13 protein-coding genes and 2 tRNA genes are annotated in these 14,484 nt (G+C 55.9%); 3 read left to right on the top strand and 12 right to left on the bottom strand.

Annotated elements, in window-relative coordinates; translation table 11 throughout:
* Positions 1-106 precede the first annotated feature (106 nt).
* Entirely contained in the window at positions 107-1,012 is a 906-nt protein-coding gene (locus ACOCLD_RS15015; RefSeq protein ID WP_422909742.1) for a DMT family transporter, read from the top strand.
* 10 nt (positions 1,013-1,022) lie between these two features.
* Positions 1,023-2,117 carry a PLP-dependent cysteine synthase family protein gene (locus tag ACOCLD_RS15010; RefSeq protein WP_422909741.1) on the top strand — a complete coding sequence of 365 codons (1,095 nt, stop codon included), beginning with the start codon at positions 1,023-1,025 and terminating at the stop codon, positions 2,115-2,117.
* 82 nt (positions 2,118-2,199) lie between these two features.
* On the opposite strand, the gene ACOCLD_RS15005 is transcribed toward ACOCLD_RS15010, so the two are convergent.
* The 8 genes from ACOCLD_RS15005 to ACOCLD_RS14970 all read right to left on the bottom strand — a co-directional run bounded on the left by ACOCLD_RS15005 (position 2,200) and on the right by ACOCLD_RS14970 (position 9,723).
* Positions 2,200-3,816, bottom strand: coding sequence for an NAD(P)/FAD-dependent oxidoreductase (locus ACOCLD_RS15005; RefSeq protein ID WP_422909740.1), 1,617 nt, complete (start codon positions 3,814-3,816; stop codon positions 2,200-2,202).
* A 122-nt stretch (positions 3,817-3,938) separates the two neighbouring features.
* Positions 3,939-4,946 carry a type I glyceraldehyde-3-phosphate dehydrogenase gene (gene gap, locus ACOCLD_RS15000; protein ID WP_422909739.1) on the bottom strand — a complete coding sequence of 336 codons (1,008 nt, stop codon included), beginning with the start codon at positions 4,944-4,946 and terminating at the stop codon, positions 3,939-3,941.
* A gap of 96 nt (positions 4,947-5,042) precedes the next feature.
* Positions 5,043-5,714: a COG3650 family protein gene (locus ACOCLD_RS14995; protein WP_422911820.1), complete on the bottom strand. Its 672-nt coding sequence runs from the start codon at positions 5,712-5,714 to the stop codon at positions 5,043-5,045.
* 131 nt (positions 5,715-5,845) lie between these two features.
* Complete coding sequence (locus tag ACOCLD_RS14990) at positions 5,846-6,175, bottom strand: YegP family protein (RefSeq protein ID WP_422909738.1); 330 nt, start codon at positions 6,173-6,175, stop codon at positions 5,846-5,848.
* A gap of 570 nt (positions 6,176-6,745) precedes the next feature.
* Positions 6,746-7,078: a hypothetical protein gene (locus ACOCLD_RS14985; protein ID WP_422909737.1), complete on the bottom strand. Its 333-nt coding sequence runs from the start codon at positions 7,076-7,078 to the stop codon at positions 6,746-6,748.
* A 174-nt stretch (positions 7,079-7,252) separates the two neighbouring features.
* On the bottom strand, positions 7,253-7,684 hold the full coding sequence (locus tag ACOCLD_RS14980; protein WP_422909736.1) for a hypothetical protein: 432 nt from the start codon (positions 7,682-7,684) through the stop codon (positions 7,253-7,255).
* A gap of 1,224 nt (positions 7,685-8,908) precedes the next feature.
* Complete coding sequence (locus ACOCLD_RS14975; protein WP_422909735.1) at positions 8,909-9,319, bottom strand: hypothetical protein; 411 nt, start codon at positions 9,317-9,319, stop codon at positions 8,909-8,911.
* 89 nt (positions 9,320-9,408) lie between these two features.
* Positions 9,409-9,723 carry a hypothetical protein gene (locus ACOCLD_RS14970; protein ID WP_422909734.1) on the bottom strand — a complete coding sequence of 105 codons (315 nt, stop codon included), beginning with the start codon at positions 9,721-9,723 and terminating at the stop codon, positions 9,409-9,411.
* A 685-nt stretch (positions 9,724-10,408) separates the two neighbouring features.
* Between ACOCLD_RS14970 and ACOCLD_RS14965 the strand changes: the two genes are divergently transcribed.
* Positions 10,409-11,377 (top strand): integron integrase, encoded by a 969-nt coding sequence (locus tag ACOCLD_RS14965; RefSeq protein WP_422909733.1) that lies wholly within the window; start codon positions 10,409-10,411, stop codon positions 11,375-11,377.
* Between the two features lie 94 nt (positions 11,378-11,471).
* On the opposite strand, the gene rimO is transcribed toward ACOCLD_RS14965, so the two are convergent.
* The 4 genes from rimO to ACOCLD_RS14945 form a co-directional block, all read right to left on the bottom strand.
* On the bottom strand, positions 11,472-12,794 hold the full coding sequence (rimO, locus tag ACOCLD_RS14960; RefSeq protein WP_422909732.1) for a 30S ribosomal protein S12 methylthiotransferase RimO: 1,323 nt from the start codon (positions 12,792-12,794) through the stop codon (positions 11,472-11,474).
* A 370-nt stretch (positions 12,795-13,164) separates the two neighbouring features.
* Positions 13,165-13,713: a cytochrome b gene (locus tag ACOCLD_RS14955; RefSeq protein ID WP_422909731.1), complete on the bottom strand. Its 549-nt coding sequence runs from the start codon at positions 13,711-13,713 to the stop codon at positions 13,165-13,167.
* A 386-nt stretch (positions 13,714-14,099) separates the two neighbouring features.
* Positions 14,100-14,176, bottom strand: a tRNA-Met gene (locus ACOCLD_RS14950).
* 122 nt (positions 14,177-14,298) lie between these two features.
* Positions 14,299-14,375 (bottom strand) — tRNA-Met (locus ACOCLD_RS14945).
* Positions 14,376-14,484: the final 109 nt, after the last annotated feature.

Raw genomic sequence — 14,484 nt, 5'->3', positions numbered from 1 at the left:
ATGGCTGTCTCGTTTCGAATCACCCTGCACAGTTCGCGGCGCTGACTGTATCTGTCGGCGCCGCGCCAGCCTCTCTACACTGCAGCCTTTAGTCAGGGGCTTGGGTATGCGTGAGCAGGGAAGGGGCATCGCAGTGATCTGCCTGGTGATCGCCATGGCACTGTGGGGCAGTTCGTTTATTGCGCTGAAACTGGCCTTTGCCGAATTGCCGCCGCTGTGGGTGATCTTCGGTCGTATGGCTCTCGGCAGCCTGGTGTTTCTGCTGGCCTGGCGCTGGCGCGGGCAGATGCACTACCGCACAGGTGACTGGAAGTACCTGCTGGGCCTGGCGGCCTGCGAACCCTGTTTGTATTTCCTCTTCGAAGCCTTGGCGCTGCAGCACACCAGCGCCGCCCAGGCCGGGATGGTTACTGCCTTGCTGCCGCTGCTGGTGGCGGTCGGCGCCTTTATCTTTCTACGTGAGCGGATCAGCCGCACGACGCTGGCGGGTTTTCTGCTCGCGGTGGTGGGGGCGGTGTGGCTAAGCCTGGCCGGCAGCGCCGATGAGCACGCCAGTAACCCGATTCTCGGCAACTTCTACGAGCTGCTGGCGATGCTCTGCGCCATGGGTTACACCTTGCTGCTCAAGCACCTGTCATCGCGCTATTCGCCCTTTCTGCTGACCGCCATGGTGGCTTTTGTCGGCACTGTTTTCTTTCTGCCCCTGGCACTGTTCAGTGCGCCGTTGCCAACCAGCGTCAGCCCCATGGGCCTGGGCGCGTTGGCGTATCTGGGGATTCTGGTCACGGTGGGCGCTTACGGGTTGTACAACTTCGGCGTCAGCCGCCTGCCGGCCAGCCAGGCGTCGGGCTTTACCAACCTGATTCCAGTGTTCACCCTGCTGTTCGCCATACTACTGCTGGGCGAAAGCCTGAATGCTATGCAGATGCTGGCAGCTGCCTTGGTGTTTGCCGGCGTATTGCTGAGTCAGTGGCGAGGCGCGCGCGTGGTGCCCGCTGGTGTTCTGGATTAGGGGATAAGGAATGAGCGATTCAAGAGGCTGGGCGCGCGAAGCGATCCGCATCATCGAGGCGGATTTTCAGCGCAGCGCCGACACCCACCTGATACCCCTGGCGCTGCCGGGATTGCCCGGCGTCGAGCTGTATTTCAAGGATGAATCCAGCCACCCGACTGGCAGCCTCAAACACCGGCTGGCGCGATCGTTGTTTCTTTATGCGCTGTGTAACGGCTGGCTCAAACCCGGCGCACCGGTGATCGAGGCGTCCAGTGGTTCCACGGCAATTTCCGAGGCCTATTTCGCCCGTTTGCTCGGCCTGCCGTTTATCGCGGTGATGCCGGCCAGCACCTCGAAGGAGAAGATCGCGCAGATCGCCTTCTACGGTGGCCAGAGCCATCTGGTGCAAGACCCGACGCAAATCTACGCCGAGTCCGAGCGCCTGGCGCGCGAGACCGGCGGGCATTTTATGGATCAGTTCACCTACGCCGAGCGCGCCACTGACTGGCGCGCCAACAACAATATCGCCGAGTCGATCTTCCAGCAGCTGCGTAGCGAACACTTCCCCGAGCCAACCTGGCTGGTCTCCAGCCCTGGCACCGGCGGCACCCTGGCCACCCTGGGGCGCTATGTGCGCTATCGCCGCCACAACACCCAGGTGCTCTGCGCCGATGCCGAGCGTTCGGTATTTTTCGACTATTACCGCACGGGCGATGCCAGCTTGAGCCTGGACTGTGGCTCGCGGATCGAAGGCATTGGCCGGCCGCGTGTCGAAGCGTCCTTTCTGCCGTCGGTGATCGACGCCATGTGCAAGGTGCCGGATGCCTTGTCACTGGCGGCCATGCATTACCTGGCGCAGCGTCTGGGGCGCAAAGTGGGCGGCTCCAGTGGCACTAACCTGATCGGCGCACTGCTGGTGGCGCAGCGCATGGTCGCAGCGGGGGAATCCGGCTCGGTGGTGGCGATTCTCTGCGATGGTGGCGAGCGCTATGCCGACACCTATTACGATCAGGGCTGGCTCAGCGCTCAAGGTTTCGAGTTGACTGAGCTAATCGCAGCCGTGGCCGACTGCGCCGAGCAGGGCACGCCATTGCCCGTCGACCTGCCCAGCACAGGGTTGTAGCGCAAAAAGAATGCGCCGCTTTGTGGGAGGCGCTTCAGCGGCGAGCTTTTGGGCATTTCGCGGCTAAAGCCCCTCCTTCGGATCAGGCTTCGGCAATCCCCAGCATGTCGCGAATCAGCGCTTCAGCCACACGAATGCCGTCAACCCCGGCGGAGAGAATGCCGCCGGCGTAACCAGCACCTTCCCCGGCGGGGTACAGGCCGCGCACGTTGAGGCTCTGCATATCTGCACCACGGGTGATGCGCAGTGGCGAAGAGGTGCGGGTCTCGATGCCGGTCAGCACCGCGTCATGCAGGTCGAAGCCCTTGATTTGCTTGCCGAAGGCCGGCAGCGCTTCGCGGATGGCTTCAATTGCAAAGTCCGGCAATGCCAGGGCCAGGTCGCCCAGTTTGATTCCCGGTTTGTACGACGGCTCGACACTACCCAGCGCGGTAGACGGCTTGCCGGCGATAAAATCGCCAACCAGTTGCCCTGGTGCTTCGTAGCTGCTGCCGCCGAGCAGATAGGCCTGAGACTCCAGACGTTCCTGCAGTTCAACACCAGCCAGCGGGCCGCCGGGGTAATCCTGCTCCGGAGTGATGCCAACGACGATGCCCGAGTTGGCGTTACGCTCGTTGCGCGAATACTGACTCATGCCGTTGGTCACCACGCGATTCGGCTCCGAGGTGGCCGCGACCACAGTGCCGCCCGGGCACATGCAGAAGCTGTAGACCGAGCGGCCGTTCTTGGCGTGGTGCACCAGTTTGTAATCCGCGGCACCGAGCTTGGAGTGGCCGGCATACTTGCCCAGGCGCGCGCGGTCGATCAGGCCTTGTGGGTGCTCGATACGGAAGCCCACCGAGAACGGCTTGGCCTCCATAAACACTTCACGCTTGTGCAGCATGCGGAAGGTGTCACGCGAGCTGTGGCCCAGGGCCAGGATCACCTGACGGCTGAGAATCTGCTCGCCGCTGTCGAGTACCACGCCCTTGAGCTGGCCGTCTTCGATCAGCACATCAGTGACGCGCTGCTGGAAGCGCACTTCGCCGCCCAGGGCCTTGATTTCCTCGCGCATCGTGGCAACCACGCCGGTGAGGCGGAAGGTGCCGATATGCGGCTTGCTGACATAGAGAATCTCGTCCGGCGCGCCGGCTTTGACGAACTCATGCAGCACCTTGCGTCCGTAATGCTTGGGATCCTTGATCTGGCTGTACAGCTTGCCGTCGGAGAAAGTGCCGGCACCGCCTTCACCAAACTGCACGTTGGATTCGGGGTTGAGCACCTTCTTGCGCCACAGGCCCCAGGTGTCCTTGGTGCGCTGGCGCACTTCGGTGCCGCGCTCCAGCACGATGGGTTTCAGGCCCGCCTGGGCGAGAATCAGCGCGGCGAAAATCCCGCAGGGGCCAAAGCCGACCACCAGCGGGCGTTCGGTGAGGTCGTGCGGGGCGTAGCCAACCGGTTTGTAGGCCGTGTCGGGGGCGATGCTGATATGCCGGTCATCGGCGAGCTTGCGCAGCAGCGCCGCTTCATCGCTGACCTGGCAATCGATGGTGTAGATAAAGTGCAGCTCGGTGGATTTCTTGCGCGCATCGTAGCTGCGCTTGAACAGGGTGAAATCGAGCAGCTCGCTGTCGGTGATGTCCAGGCGCTGGACGATGGCCGGGCGCAGGGCTTCTTCGGGATGGTCGAGGGGCAGCTTGAGTTCGGTGATACGAAGCATGAGGAACGATCCACTTTCAGGGCCGGAGGCAACCCGGCAGCTTTTAAAAGGCGGCGAGTATACGCCTGATCGGCGTCTAAAGGCCGCCGCCGATCACGGGCAGCGGCCTGACATGCTGAGTGTTAGCGTGTTTCAGGTTTGACCCAGGCGAGCATCACATCGAGCATGCGGTTGGCGAAGGCCCACTCATTGTCATACCAGGCCAAGACCTTGACCAGATCGCCCTGCACACGGGTGTGGCTGAGGTCTGCCACGCAGGACACGGGATGCCCGTTGAAGTCGCTGGAGACCAGCGGCAGCTCATTGCACTCCATCACGCCCGGCGGCAATTGCCGCGCGCCCTCCCGCAGCGCTGCGTTGATCGGTTCACGGCTGGTCGGGCGCTCGCAGGTAAAGGTCAGGTCGACTAGCGAGACGTTGGGCGTCGGTACACGGATCGACAGGCCATCCAGGCGGCCAGCCAGCTCCGGCATGACCAGACCGATGGCCTTGGCTGCACCGGTGCTGGTGGGAATCATCGACAGGGCGGCGGCACGGGCGCGGTAAAGATCGCTGTGGGTCTTGTCCAGCAGGTTCTGGTCATTGGTGTAGGAGTGGATGGTGTTGACCAGCCCCTGACGGATGCCCACGGCCTCATGCAGCACCTTGGCCAGCGGCGCCAGGCAATTGGTGGTACAGGAAGCATTGGAAACGATCTGCTGATCGCCCAGCAGCTGATGATTGACGCCATAGACCACGGTCAGGTCGGCGCTGTCCAGCGGGTGCGAGAGCAGCACGCGCGGGCTACCGGCGCTGATGTGCTGTTCGACTTGATCGCGTTTCTTCAGCTTGCCGGTGCATTCGAGCACCAGATCCACCGCATGCTCACGCCAAGGCAAGTTGCTCACTTCGCGCTCACGCAGCAGTTGGATCGGGTGGCCGTTTACCTGCAAGGTATCGCCGTCCAGGCTGATCTCCCCGGGAAAGCGGCCGAAGGTGGAGTCGAAGCGGGTGAGGTGGGCGAGGGTGCTTTGCTCACCCAGGTCGTTGATCGCGGTGAGGTGGATCTGTTGCTCCAGTTTGCGCTCGAACAACGCGCGCACCAGGCAGCGACCGATACGTCCATATCCATTGATGGCAATGCGCAGCATAGTGATCTTCCTTTGGCTGACTTCGTTGTCAGTTTAGGTCAATCACCAGGCAGGTCGCTGATCTATCTCAGTTCACTGCGCATTGCTGCGACTCAGTTAGTCGTTGCGCGCGCCGCCGAGGTAACCGCAGCCGCGCAGGACCTGATCGTTAAGACGCAGCTCGGCACTCAGGTGCTGGACGGCACCACTCATGCTGTCGACACAGCGTTGCTTGGCCACCCAGAGCTCAAGCCGTTGGCCATTGGCCTCGCTGCTCAAGTTGAGACGGCCTTCGGGCAATTGTTCTTCCAGATAGGGCAGTGCCTGTGGCTCCTGCCCCGGACGATGCAGGACCAGCCCCTGGTTGCTTACAGCAATGTTCCAGTCCGGTTCATGGCCGCTGGCACGCAGCAGCGTGCGGGCGAAGTTGATGTCGCCACAGCCAGGCCCTTCGGCTTGTAGGCGATACACCTGGCTGGGGATAAATTTGCCATCGACATTCTTCTGGGGGCTGGCTTGCAACTGCCCACGCATATCGACATACAGGCTGCCAGAGCTATCAGCCAGAAGGCCGGCAACATCACGGCTCAGTCCATTTGCGCCGGCATCCTCAACCACAAATTGGCGCTGCTCCTGGCAAGGGCGAAAGCGCAACTGTCCAGCGTTCAGGCTGAGTTCACCTTGCAGGCGACTTTGTGTGGGCGCGGTTTCAGTGGGTTTGTCGGTAAACACCTGGCAGCTGGCGAGCAGTGGCAGCAAGGCAACGCAAAAAGGACGGCTGAAACGCATCATGGCACTCCTGAAAAGTGCGCTCACGTTACCTAGGGCCCTGGTCGATCACAAGGGCATGCCGCCGCTGGCGACGGCATTTTCAGTAGCAATCAGAGCGGTAGAACCTGCTGACTGACGCGCCCTGAGTGTTAGTCAGTTTTGATGGTGGTCGTAGGGCCATTGGTCTTGACCGACTCAATACCGCCATCACGGCTGGCAGCCGCCTTGTACATCTGGCTGGTACCGATCACTTGATGATTGGCTGCCTTGAGGTTGAAGTAGAAGCGTCCATCACTGGCATCCTTGCGCTCGTAACGCTCATCGGAGGGAGAGTTCTTTTGCACCGAAGCAATGCCGCCTTCGGCAGCCGCGCGAGTTTCGTATTGTTCACTGCGCAAAATTACCTCGGCATTGCCTGCCTTCAGTACGAAAAAGAACTGGCCTTTATCGTTCTTCGAAAGTTCATACCAACCAGCCATGGCGGCCTCCATCAAATAAAGGGAAGGGGTAGAACAGCGATCAACGTAACCACAGGTGCGTGATCGACGGACAAAAGCATAGCAAGGCTGTGTAACGGTGTTCTGCAGGGAGCTGCTTAGGCAGAGCTTGAATGGGTTGCTTGCTCTGAGTTAATCGCCGGACAGATCCGACTCCTGGCCTGGATCGCCCAAGAGGAATGTGCCGCCATTGCTTGCAGTCAACGTAGCGGTACCCAAATTGCGGATAACCAAGTGCGATTGGCCGTAGCGGGTGTGCAATGTGCCGCGCGCAGTGCAGGGGCCGTAAAAGAAAAAGTCATGCTGCTGACGTGCGGAAATAAGCACCGCCCGCGTAAAGAAGCCCTGTTCCTGTATGTTAATTCTGGTGATTGCACCTATGGGTGATGCTGAGCAGATCAGCGGGAGCAATAACATTGATAACAGTAGGCGTTGAGTATTTATCGGACTTAAAGTTGCTCAGAAAATTATCGTACACGTTACTTTCCATGGATTGTATTAGCTAAGATTAAGGCTGTGCGAGTTACCTAACGTTTGGTTAAGGGGCCGGCTTTAGCCGGTCCCAGTGAGCGAAGCGAGCGATTTGAACCAGTTGTTAGGGAACTCCCCACTCAACATGTAGTGCTGAATTGACTTTCGTAATGTTGATGTCTGCACATTCGTGAATGTTGCCAAAGCATAAGAATCTTTTTTTCCGGTTAAATAATAAAGATCATCAGCTTCTGTCGCGTATTGAGCAGGTGGGATTGTTTGTTTTACCTGCTCGGAGCTGAGCTTTGCTTGCTGCATGATCTTTGCTGCGTCTTCGAAGCTTATAAGCTGCGGATCACTGGGTGTTCCATACGACCAGCCACAGAAGCCATTGTGTACGAAGTAGGCAGCCATTTGAGTACCCTAACGATAGGTTAAGGGGCGGGCTTTAGCCCGTCCTGAGTGAGCGAAGCGAACGACTTGAACCGCATGTTAGGGCGCGGACTTAAGTCGGGCAGTGTAAGTTAATGCGACACAGCAGCACTGCCTTTGCATTTATACCTAAAGCATTAAGGAATGGGGCGCAATTTACTGCGCTCCTTTACTTGGGCTGTTAGGGCGGCCGAACCATCTTTCGCAAAATAAACTGATAATATAAATAATTTCTAAAGCGGCAATGATCAACAAGAATTGTTTAAATGTTAATGCAAATACATATGCTGAAAAGATTGCTAGGTAGATGCCTGCGAAGCTTATGAATGTATTTAAGAAAAGATGATCGTGAATTTCTGGGTCTTCCTCCCTGTCAATGTTTCCAGACAGCATAGTATTGATTGCTGGGAGGGGTAAGGAGATAGCCATGGCGAATATAATCAATTTTAGAGTTTCTAGGGATTTAAATAATTCTATTTCAAATAGATATATTATAAGAAGCCCTGGCGCTATTACTGCTAAGAATATAATTACATAAGCTGCAAATTGCTCTGCTTTAATCTCTCTGATGTCTTGAAATATGCTCATGTTTTTCCCTAACGATTGGCTAAGGGGCTGGCTTTAGCCAGTCCCAGTGAGCGCAGCGAACGATTTGAGCCACTTGTTAGGCCTGGCCTGCAATGCGCGATACTGCGGGCAACACAAAGCGGAAAGGCCGACACCGCCGGACTCAAGTTCTTGCGCGATAAATTTAATGTTTTAAGGCCTGCCATCGTACTTCCATGTGTTTACAGCGGACTATGAGTTTTTAGCGCGACGTGGTGTTGCGGTTGAAGCTTTACCCCAAAACAAAAAGTACCGGAGGTGCCTAACGATTAAGCTAAGGGGCGGGCTTTAGCCCGTCCCAGCGAACGAAGTGAGCGATTTGAGCGCATTGTTAGCAGCGATGCGAGCGCGATTGCTAAGCGCATGGGCCGTACTCAACAGTTATAAGAAAGTTGCGCATGAACTCTGAGAAGCTTTCAGGGGTTGATGGATAGAACGTAGCAGCGACTGACTGTGAAGCCAAGAAGAGGACCAAGTAAATTATTGGAAATAGAAGCTTGGAGATTAAAGTGTTTAGCACTTGGTTCTTGATCGTGACGGAGCCAACAACAAATAGCAACGCAGAAATCCAGTAAGCTTGGATGTGCCAGTAGTAACCGCCGCATGAATATAGGCCGAAGAAAATACCGCCTAATGCTGCCAGTGCGAGCGTGAATAAAACTAGGATATTTGTAGGGCTGCTGATTTTTATAGGCATGGTTGCTAACGTTTGGTTAAGGGGCGGGCTTTAGCCCGTCCCAGCGAGCGGAGCGAGCGATTTGAACCGCTTGTTAGGCAAGCGGTTCGAAGGACGGAAAAAGGGCGCTGATGCGACGCTTTACCTGCCTTTGATTTTTGATGTGCCTTCATGCGTTCCTTCGCCTTTTCCTCTGGGATTTTGAGCGCCTCAGCGCTGGCATGATGTTGAAGCCAGTGTGATGACATTGCTCTCAGCGGACGCCCAGGCCGCCGACGACTTTATGGCCCGCGTGATGATATTGCTTCCACCGGATTTCGGTCCCGTCAGCGGTTTCAAGTACGCCGAATTCTTTTCTCGGACTGTGCACGGTGCTGGATTATTCATTCTGCAATTTCCGCTGTGTGCACGGCTTTGGGCTCTATATGCCTAACGTTTGGTTAAGGGGCGGGCTTTAGCCCGTCCCAGAGAGCGTAGCGAACGGTTTGAACCACTTGTTAGGTTTTTACGCAGCTCTATGTGCTGCGAAATTACTGATTGGAAAAGTACATTACTAAAGAGCCGAAGGCGAAAAATGCTTTCCAAGAAATCCAAGCAAAATTTATTGAAATTATGAATTTTGCGAGAAGCGCCCAATATTTTTTCATGGTGTTTATGGAACAGCGCCAGATAGAAATTGAACAAAACAAGAAATACATAATATAGACCACTACAATTGTAGTTACGGCCAGTACTAAAGTTGTCTCTGTTCGTAGATTTAAAATATGACTTGCTTGTAATAGTGCATGGCTTGCTGAGAGAAGTTTTATTATTACTACGGAAATGGCCGTGAAAGAAAGGCTACCTAGAACATACAAAACCCAGAATGCCTTCCATAGCGGTTGGCTCCCTCCGATGAAGCTCATTTTTTGGCGAGGAGATGAAGTTGGTGGTGCTTCCATGCTGTAGAACCTAACGTTTGGTTAAGGGGCGGGCTTTAGCCCGTCCCAGTGAGCGAAGCGAACGGTTTGAACCTATTGTTATGCGGTTGTTAAAGACCGTTGGCTAATGCCTGCTGGATTATTGGTGCTACTGATTCACGCGTAATTTGACGATCAACACAGTATTTTGAAAGAAGCCATTCGGATAGCTGTTTCTGCCCTTTGCTTGCGTTGCATGAACAGAAGCATAGAGCAATGTTTTCTCTGGTTATGATCTTCGCGTCATTTATGATGTGCTCCCAGCTAGCGCAAGTTTTCTTCGAAATCTTAGCGGTTGTAAAAGCAGTGCCGCAATAAACGCAATTCTTGTCCCGTGCGCGGACTTCTTTTTCAAGCCAGCTTGGAATATTCCAACTATTTGCCATGCTGACTCCTTCCTTGTTTACGCATAACGTTTGGTTAAGGGGCCGGCTTTAGCCGGTCCCGAGTGAGCGCAGCGAACGACTTGAACCATTTGTTAGGTTCTTTGCCAGACAATTTTTATTAGGCTAGGAAGCGCCCAAGCCATTAGAAGCAGAACAATAATCGCAGGGATTACGGGTCCTGTAAGCTTGCACATTAAGGACAGCGCCCAGCTTAGGGTTGCCCCTTTACTATGCACTAAAAAATCCGAGCATTCAGATGCTTGCCATAATTTATATGCTACTGGTAGAGCTGCCAAGCAAAGCCCAATTACAAGTATGCGTAAAAGAATTGCTTTAATTTTTGACTTTATAGGAAGCCAGATTTTTAGTGTATTTTGGCGTTTGCTTCCGTAAAAAATGTACATGAGTACATAGCCTGCGAGCATTATGCAGTTGAACATTATTAATGGCTTTTGACTTGCTTCGGTATTGTCACTCAGTAATGCAAGGTTCACGAAGGCTGTGAATATGGATACGAGTATGAAAACAACCCAATTCATGATGTGAACCTAACTATAATTAGACGACATCGCTGTCGCATAACATTCGAGTAAATGTCGGATAACGTTCCTTGTCGTTTTTCAAGTCTTTGTCTAGCTTGGAGTAGGTCGCGGCAAACGCGACATTACTCAGGGAGCAACACGACATGGATGACGGCAAGCCAAAATTGCTGGCGCAGGTGCGCCAGCAGATTCGTTTGAGAAACTATTCGATTCGTACCGAGGCTGTCTATGCCGAGTGGGTGAAGCGTTATATACGCTTTCATCGTTATCGGCATCCCGCTGAAATGGGGGCTGCGGAGATTGAGGCGTTTTTGAGTCATTTGGCTGTCGGCCGGAATGTATCAGGCTCCACGCAGAATCAGGCGTTGGCGGCGCTGTTGTTTCTTTATAAGCAGGTTTTGGGTGTTAACTTGCCTTGGCTGGATGACATTGTTCGCGCCAAGAAGCCCAAGCATCTACCCGTTGTGCTGACCCGTGATGAGGTGGCGCGGGTGTTGGATGAGTTGTCGGGTGTGCAGTGGCTGGTGGCCACTCTGCTTTATGGTGCCGGGCTGCGCTTGCTGGAGGCTTTGCGCTTGCGGGTCAAGGATATCGATTTTGCCCGGGGTGAATTGCTGGTGCGTGATGGCAAGGGACAGAAGGACCGGGTGACCATGTTACCGCAGCGTTTGATCTTGCCCTTGCAGGAGCATCTTCAGAAAGTCGCTGTGTTGCATCGCACGGATCTGGCGGAGGGTTTTGGTCGCGCCAACCTGCCATTTGCGTTGGCGCGTAAGTACCCGAATGCGGCGGCGGAGTGGGGCTGGCAGTTTGTCTTTCCGTCAGGTAACCGTTCGCAGGATCCGCGTTCCCAAGGCATCTTTCGCCATCATGTGCATGAGAAAACCATCCAGCGCGCGGTACGCGAGGCGGTAAGGCGCGCAGGTTTGATTAAACCTGCTACGCCTCACACCTTTCGCCATTCGTTTGCAACTCATCTGCTCGAGGCTGGCCAGGACATTCGTACCGTGCAGGAGTTGCTCGGCCACGCGGATGTAAAGACGACTCAAATTTATACCCATGTGCTCAATCGCGGCGCGTTGGGTGTGCTTAGCCCGCTTGATCGTGTTTAGGTCGGGAAAGTCGCTCTGTTAATGCGTGTTGAGCAGATAGCAAAAGCCCCGCACGAAGAGGGGCTTTTGGGGTTTACGTGCAGCTGCGTGACGTTTAAATCAGCTCAGCCCACATGTCGTATTCGTCGGCGTCGATGATACGTACGCGGACTTTGTCGCCTGGATTGACTTCTGTGCTGGCGATAAACACGCTGCCGTCGATCTCTGGTGCATCGGCGTAGCAGCGGGCGACGGCGCCCTGGTCGTCGACTTCATCGATCAGCACGTCCATTTCTTTACCGACCTTGAGTTGCAGGCGTGCGGTGCTGATGGCTTGCTGGTGGGCCATGAAGCGGTGCCAGCGATCCTGCTTGACGTCATCCGGTACCGGGTTGTCGAGCAGGTTGGCGGGCGCGCCTTCTACTGGCGAGTACTGGAAGCAGCCCACGCGGTCGAGTTGCGCTTCGGTCAGCCAGTCGAGCAGGTACTGGAAGTCTTCTTCGGTTTCGCCGGGGAAACCGACGATAAAGGTCGAGCGGATGGTCAGTTCCGGGCAGATCTCGCGCCAGGCTTTGATCCGCGCCAGGGTCTTGTCTTCGAAGGCCGGGCGCTTCATCAGTTTGAGTACGCGCGGGCTGGCGTGCTGGAAGGGAATATCCAGGTACGGCAAGAGCTTGCCTGCCGCCATCAGCGGGATCAGTTCGTCAACGTGCGGGTAGGGGTAGACGTAGTGCAGGCGCACCCATACGCCCATGCTGGAGAGCGCTTCGCAGAGTTCGGTCATGCGGGTTTTCACCGGCTGGCCGTTCCAGAAGTCGGTCTTGTACTTCATGTCCACGCCATAGGCGCTGGTGTCCTGGCTGATCACCAGCAGCTCTTTGACGCCGGCTTTAACCAGGCGCTCGGCTTCGCTGAGCACTTCGCCGACCGGGCGGCTCACCAGTTTGCCGCGCATCGACGGGATGATGCAGAAGCTGCAGCTGTGGTTGCAGCCCTCGGAAATCTTCAGGTAGGCATAGTGGCGCGGGGTGAGTTTGATGCCCTGTGGCGGTACCAGGTCGATCAGCGGGTTGTGATCCTGGCGCGGCGGCACGACTTCATGCACGGCGTTGACCACTTGCTCGTACTGCTGTGGGCCGGTCACCGAGAGCACGCTGGGGTGCACGTCACGGATGCTGCCTTCTTCCACGCCCATGCAGCCGGTGACGATCACCTTGCCGTTTTCCTTGATCGCTTCACCGATCACTTCCAGGGATTCGGCCTTGGCGCTGTCGATAAAGCCACAGGTGTTGACCACAACAACGTCGGCATCCTGATAGGTCGGTACGACCTCATAGCCTTCCATGCGCAACTGCGTGAGGATGCGCTCGGAGTCCACCAGGGCCTTGGGGCAGCCGAGTGAGACAAAGCCGACTTTCGGCGTGGCGGGGGTGGACATGGCGTTAACCTCAGGCGTGTACGGATGGATGCTGGGCGCTTGCTGCGCCTCTGATCAAAAAGTGCGCAATTCTAGCGGCAGACTTGCGCCATTGCCACCACTACGAAGTGGTCTTTTAGCCGAGCGCGTGGGAAAGCAGTGCGGCTGGGTGGTTGTTGCTAGGTATCGCTGCTGGGGTAGCCCTGAAGCGCAGCATTATCATGTTATGGCGTATCGGAATTAACGAGCGTGTACGCAGATGCATGATGGAGCTAGAGACTGAGGTCGGTATCTGAGGGCGGTGAAGTGTCTGGCTGATGGCTCTGGACAGGTTGGCGTGTCTGCCCCCCCACTCACACGCCTTTGTGGCGCGTGGGTGGGAGCAAGGGCTTTAGTTGCGTCCAGGCAGAATGCGGGTCAGGGTGTTGTCGCGCACGACAAAGTGATGCAGAAGGCCTGCAGCAGCATGCAGGCCAATCAGCCAATAGCCAGCGCTGCCTGCCAGCTCATGCCATTCCTTGATAGTGCCCGCCAGATCAGGGTCTTTGTTCACCAGAGCGGGTAACTCCAGGCCGAAGAACGGGATTGGCTTGCCTGCTGCGCTGAGGATTAACCAGCCCGCCAGTGGTGCACCGATCATCAGCACATAAAGTGCCAGGTGCATCAGTTTTGCCGGGACGGCTTGCCAGGCGGGCAGGGCCGGTACGATGGCGGGCGTCGGGCTGAGGCTGCGGGCCAGCAAGCGCAGCCAGACCAGGGCGAATACTGCCAGGCCGAGCATGAAGTGCCATTGCTTGAGTAACTCGCGGGTGTCACTGCCTTTAGGGAAGTTGCCTTTGAGTTCGATGCAGGCGTACACGGCAGCGATCAATATCAGCATCAGCCAGTGCAGGGCGATGGAGAGTTTTCCATAGCGCGTGGGGAGTGAGGGCTGGTTCATCACGGTTCCTTGCGGTTTCTCGTTGTGGGTACTGCGGCGCGGCGTAGGGTAGCCAATAAACCTTAACGGAGCATGAAGACAGGTCAATCATTGTGCTCGTATTGGCGGGTTGTCTGTCGGTGTTTGCCTGCCTGCGCCGCTAGATAGACGAGTAGAAAGGTTGCCAGCGCTGATGCATGTGGCCCTAGCAGGTAAGAGACGCTGATTGCAGTACTCCGATCAGGCAGGCTGATCAGCAGTGGCGGGCCGTTTATGCGCAGGCCGCGTGCGACTAAATTCCGGCCGTGCAGGAAACAATGTTTGTCATGAAGGCTGGGGAACTGGCTTTGGGGCGATAAACCAGCCAAAAAAAAAGGCCACTCGTTTGAGTGGCCTTTTTGAGTATCTGGTTGCGGGAGCTGGATTTGAACCAACGACCTTCGGGTTATGAGCCCGACGAGCTACCAGACTGCTCCATCCCGCGCCGGCCATTCTATATAGAAATTGTGATCTGTCAATAAAATAGTGTTTTTAATCAAATGCTTAGATTTTTTGCGAGGCAGAAACAGAAAAGGCCACTCGTTTGAGTGGCCTTTTCTCAGTATCTGGTTGCGGGAGCCGGATTTGAACCGACGACCTTCGGGTTATGAGCCCGACGAGCTACCAGGCTGCTCCATCCCGCGCCAGCCATTCTATACACCAATGGTCTTTTGTCAATTGATTAGTGGTTTTTAATCAATAACTTAAATAATTGCGGTGGAGAAACAAAAAAGGCCACTCGTTTGAGTGGCC

The organism is Pseudomonas cimarronensis (assembly GCF_049331905.1).
Taxonomy (GTDB): Bacteria; Pseudomonadota; Gammaproteobacteria; order Pseudomonadales; family Pseudomonadaceae; genus Aquipseudomonas.
Note: the sequence above shows the minus strand (reverse complement) of the source record. Positions and strands in the feature narration are given on the sequence as shown.

Bases quoted from the DNA above. Each gene is read 5' to 3' on its own strand.
- ACOCLD_RS14970 (WP_422909734.1), bottom strand. From the start codon at position 9,723: ATGGCAAATAGTTGGAATATTCCAAGCTGGCTTGAAAAAGAAGTCCGC.
- ACOCLD_RS15015 (WP_422909742.1), top strand. From the start codon at position 107: ATGCGTGAGCAGGGAAGGGGCATCGCAGTGATCTGCCTGGTGATCGCC.
- ACOCLD_RS14955 (WP_422909731.1), bottom strand. From the start codon at position 13,713: ATGAACCAGCCCTCACTCCCCACGCGCTATGGAAAACTCTCCATCGCC.
- ACOCLD_RS14985 (WP_422909737.1), bottom strand. From the start codon at position 7,078: ATGGCTGCCTACTTCGTACACAATGGCTTCTGTGGCTGGTCGTATGGA.
- ACOCLD_RS14980 (WP_422909736.1), bottom strand. From the start codon at position 7,684: ATGAGCATATTTCAAGACATCAGAGAGATTAAAGCAGAGCAATTTGCA.
- rimO (WP_422909732.1), bottom strand. From the start codon at position 12,794: ATGTCCACCCCCGCCACGCCGAAAGTCGGCTTTGTCTCACTCGGCTGC.
- gap (WP_422909739.1), bottom strand. From the start codon at position 4,946: ATGCTGCGCATTGCCATCAATGGATATGGACGTATCGGTCGCTGCCTG.
- ACOCLD_RS14975 (WP_422909735.1), bottom strand. From the start codon at position 9,319: ATGGAAGCACCACCAACTTCATCTCCTCGCCAAAAAATGAGCTTCATC.
- ACOCLD_RS15010 (WP_422909741.1), top strand. From the start codon at position 1,023: ATGAGCGATTCAAGAGGCTGGGCGCGCGAAGCGATCCGCATCATCGAG.
- ACOCLD_RS15005 (WP_422909740.1), bottom strand. From the start codon at position 3,816: ATGCTTCGTATCACCGAACTCAAGCTGCCCCTCGACCATCCCGAAGAA.
- ACOCLD_RS14990 (WP_422909738.1), bottom strand. From the start codon at position 6,175: ATGGCTGGTTGGTATGAACTTTCGAAGAACGATAAAGGCCAGTTCTTT.
- ACOCLD_RS14965 (WP_422909733.1), top strand. From the start codon at position 10,409: ATGGATGACGGCAAGCCAAAATTGCTGGCGCAGGTGCGCCAGCAGATT.
- ACOCLD_RS14995 (WP_422911820.1), bottom strand. From the start codon at position 5,714: ATGCGTTTCAGCCGTCCTTTTTGCGTTGCCTTGCTGCCACTGCTCGCC.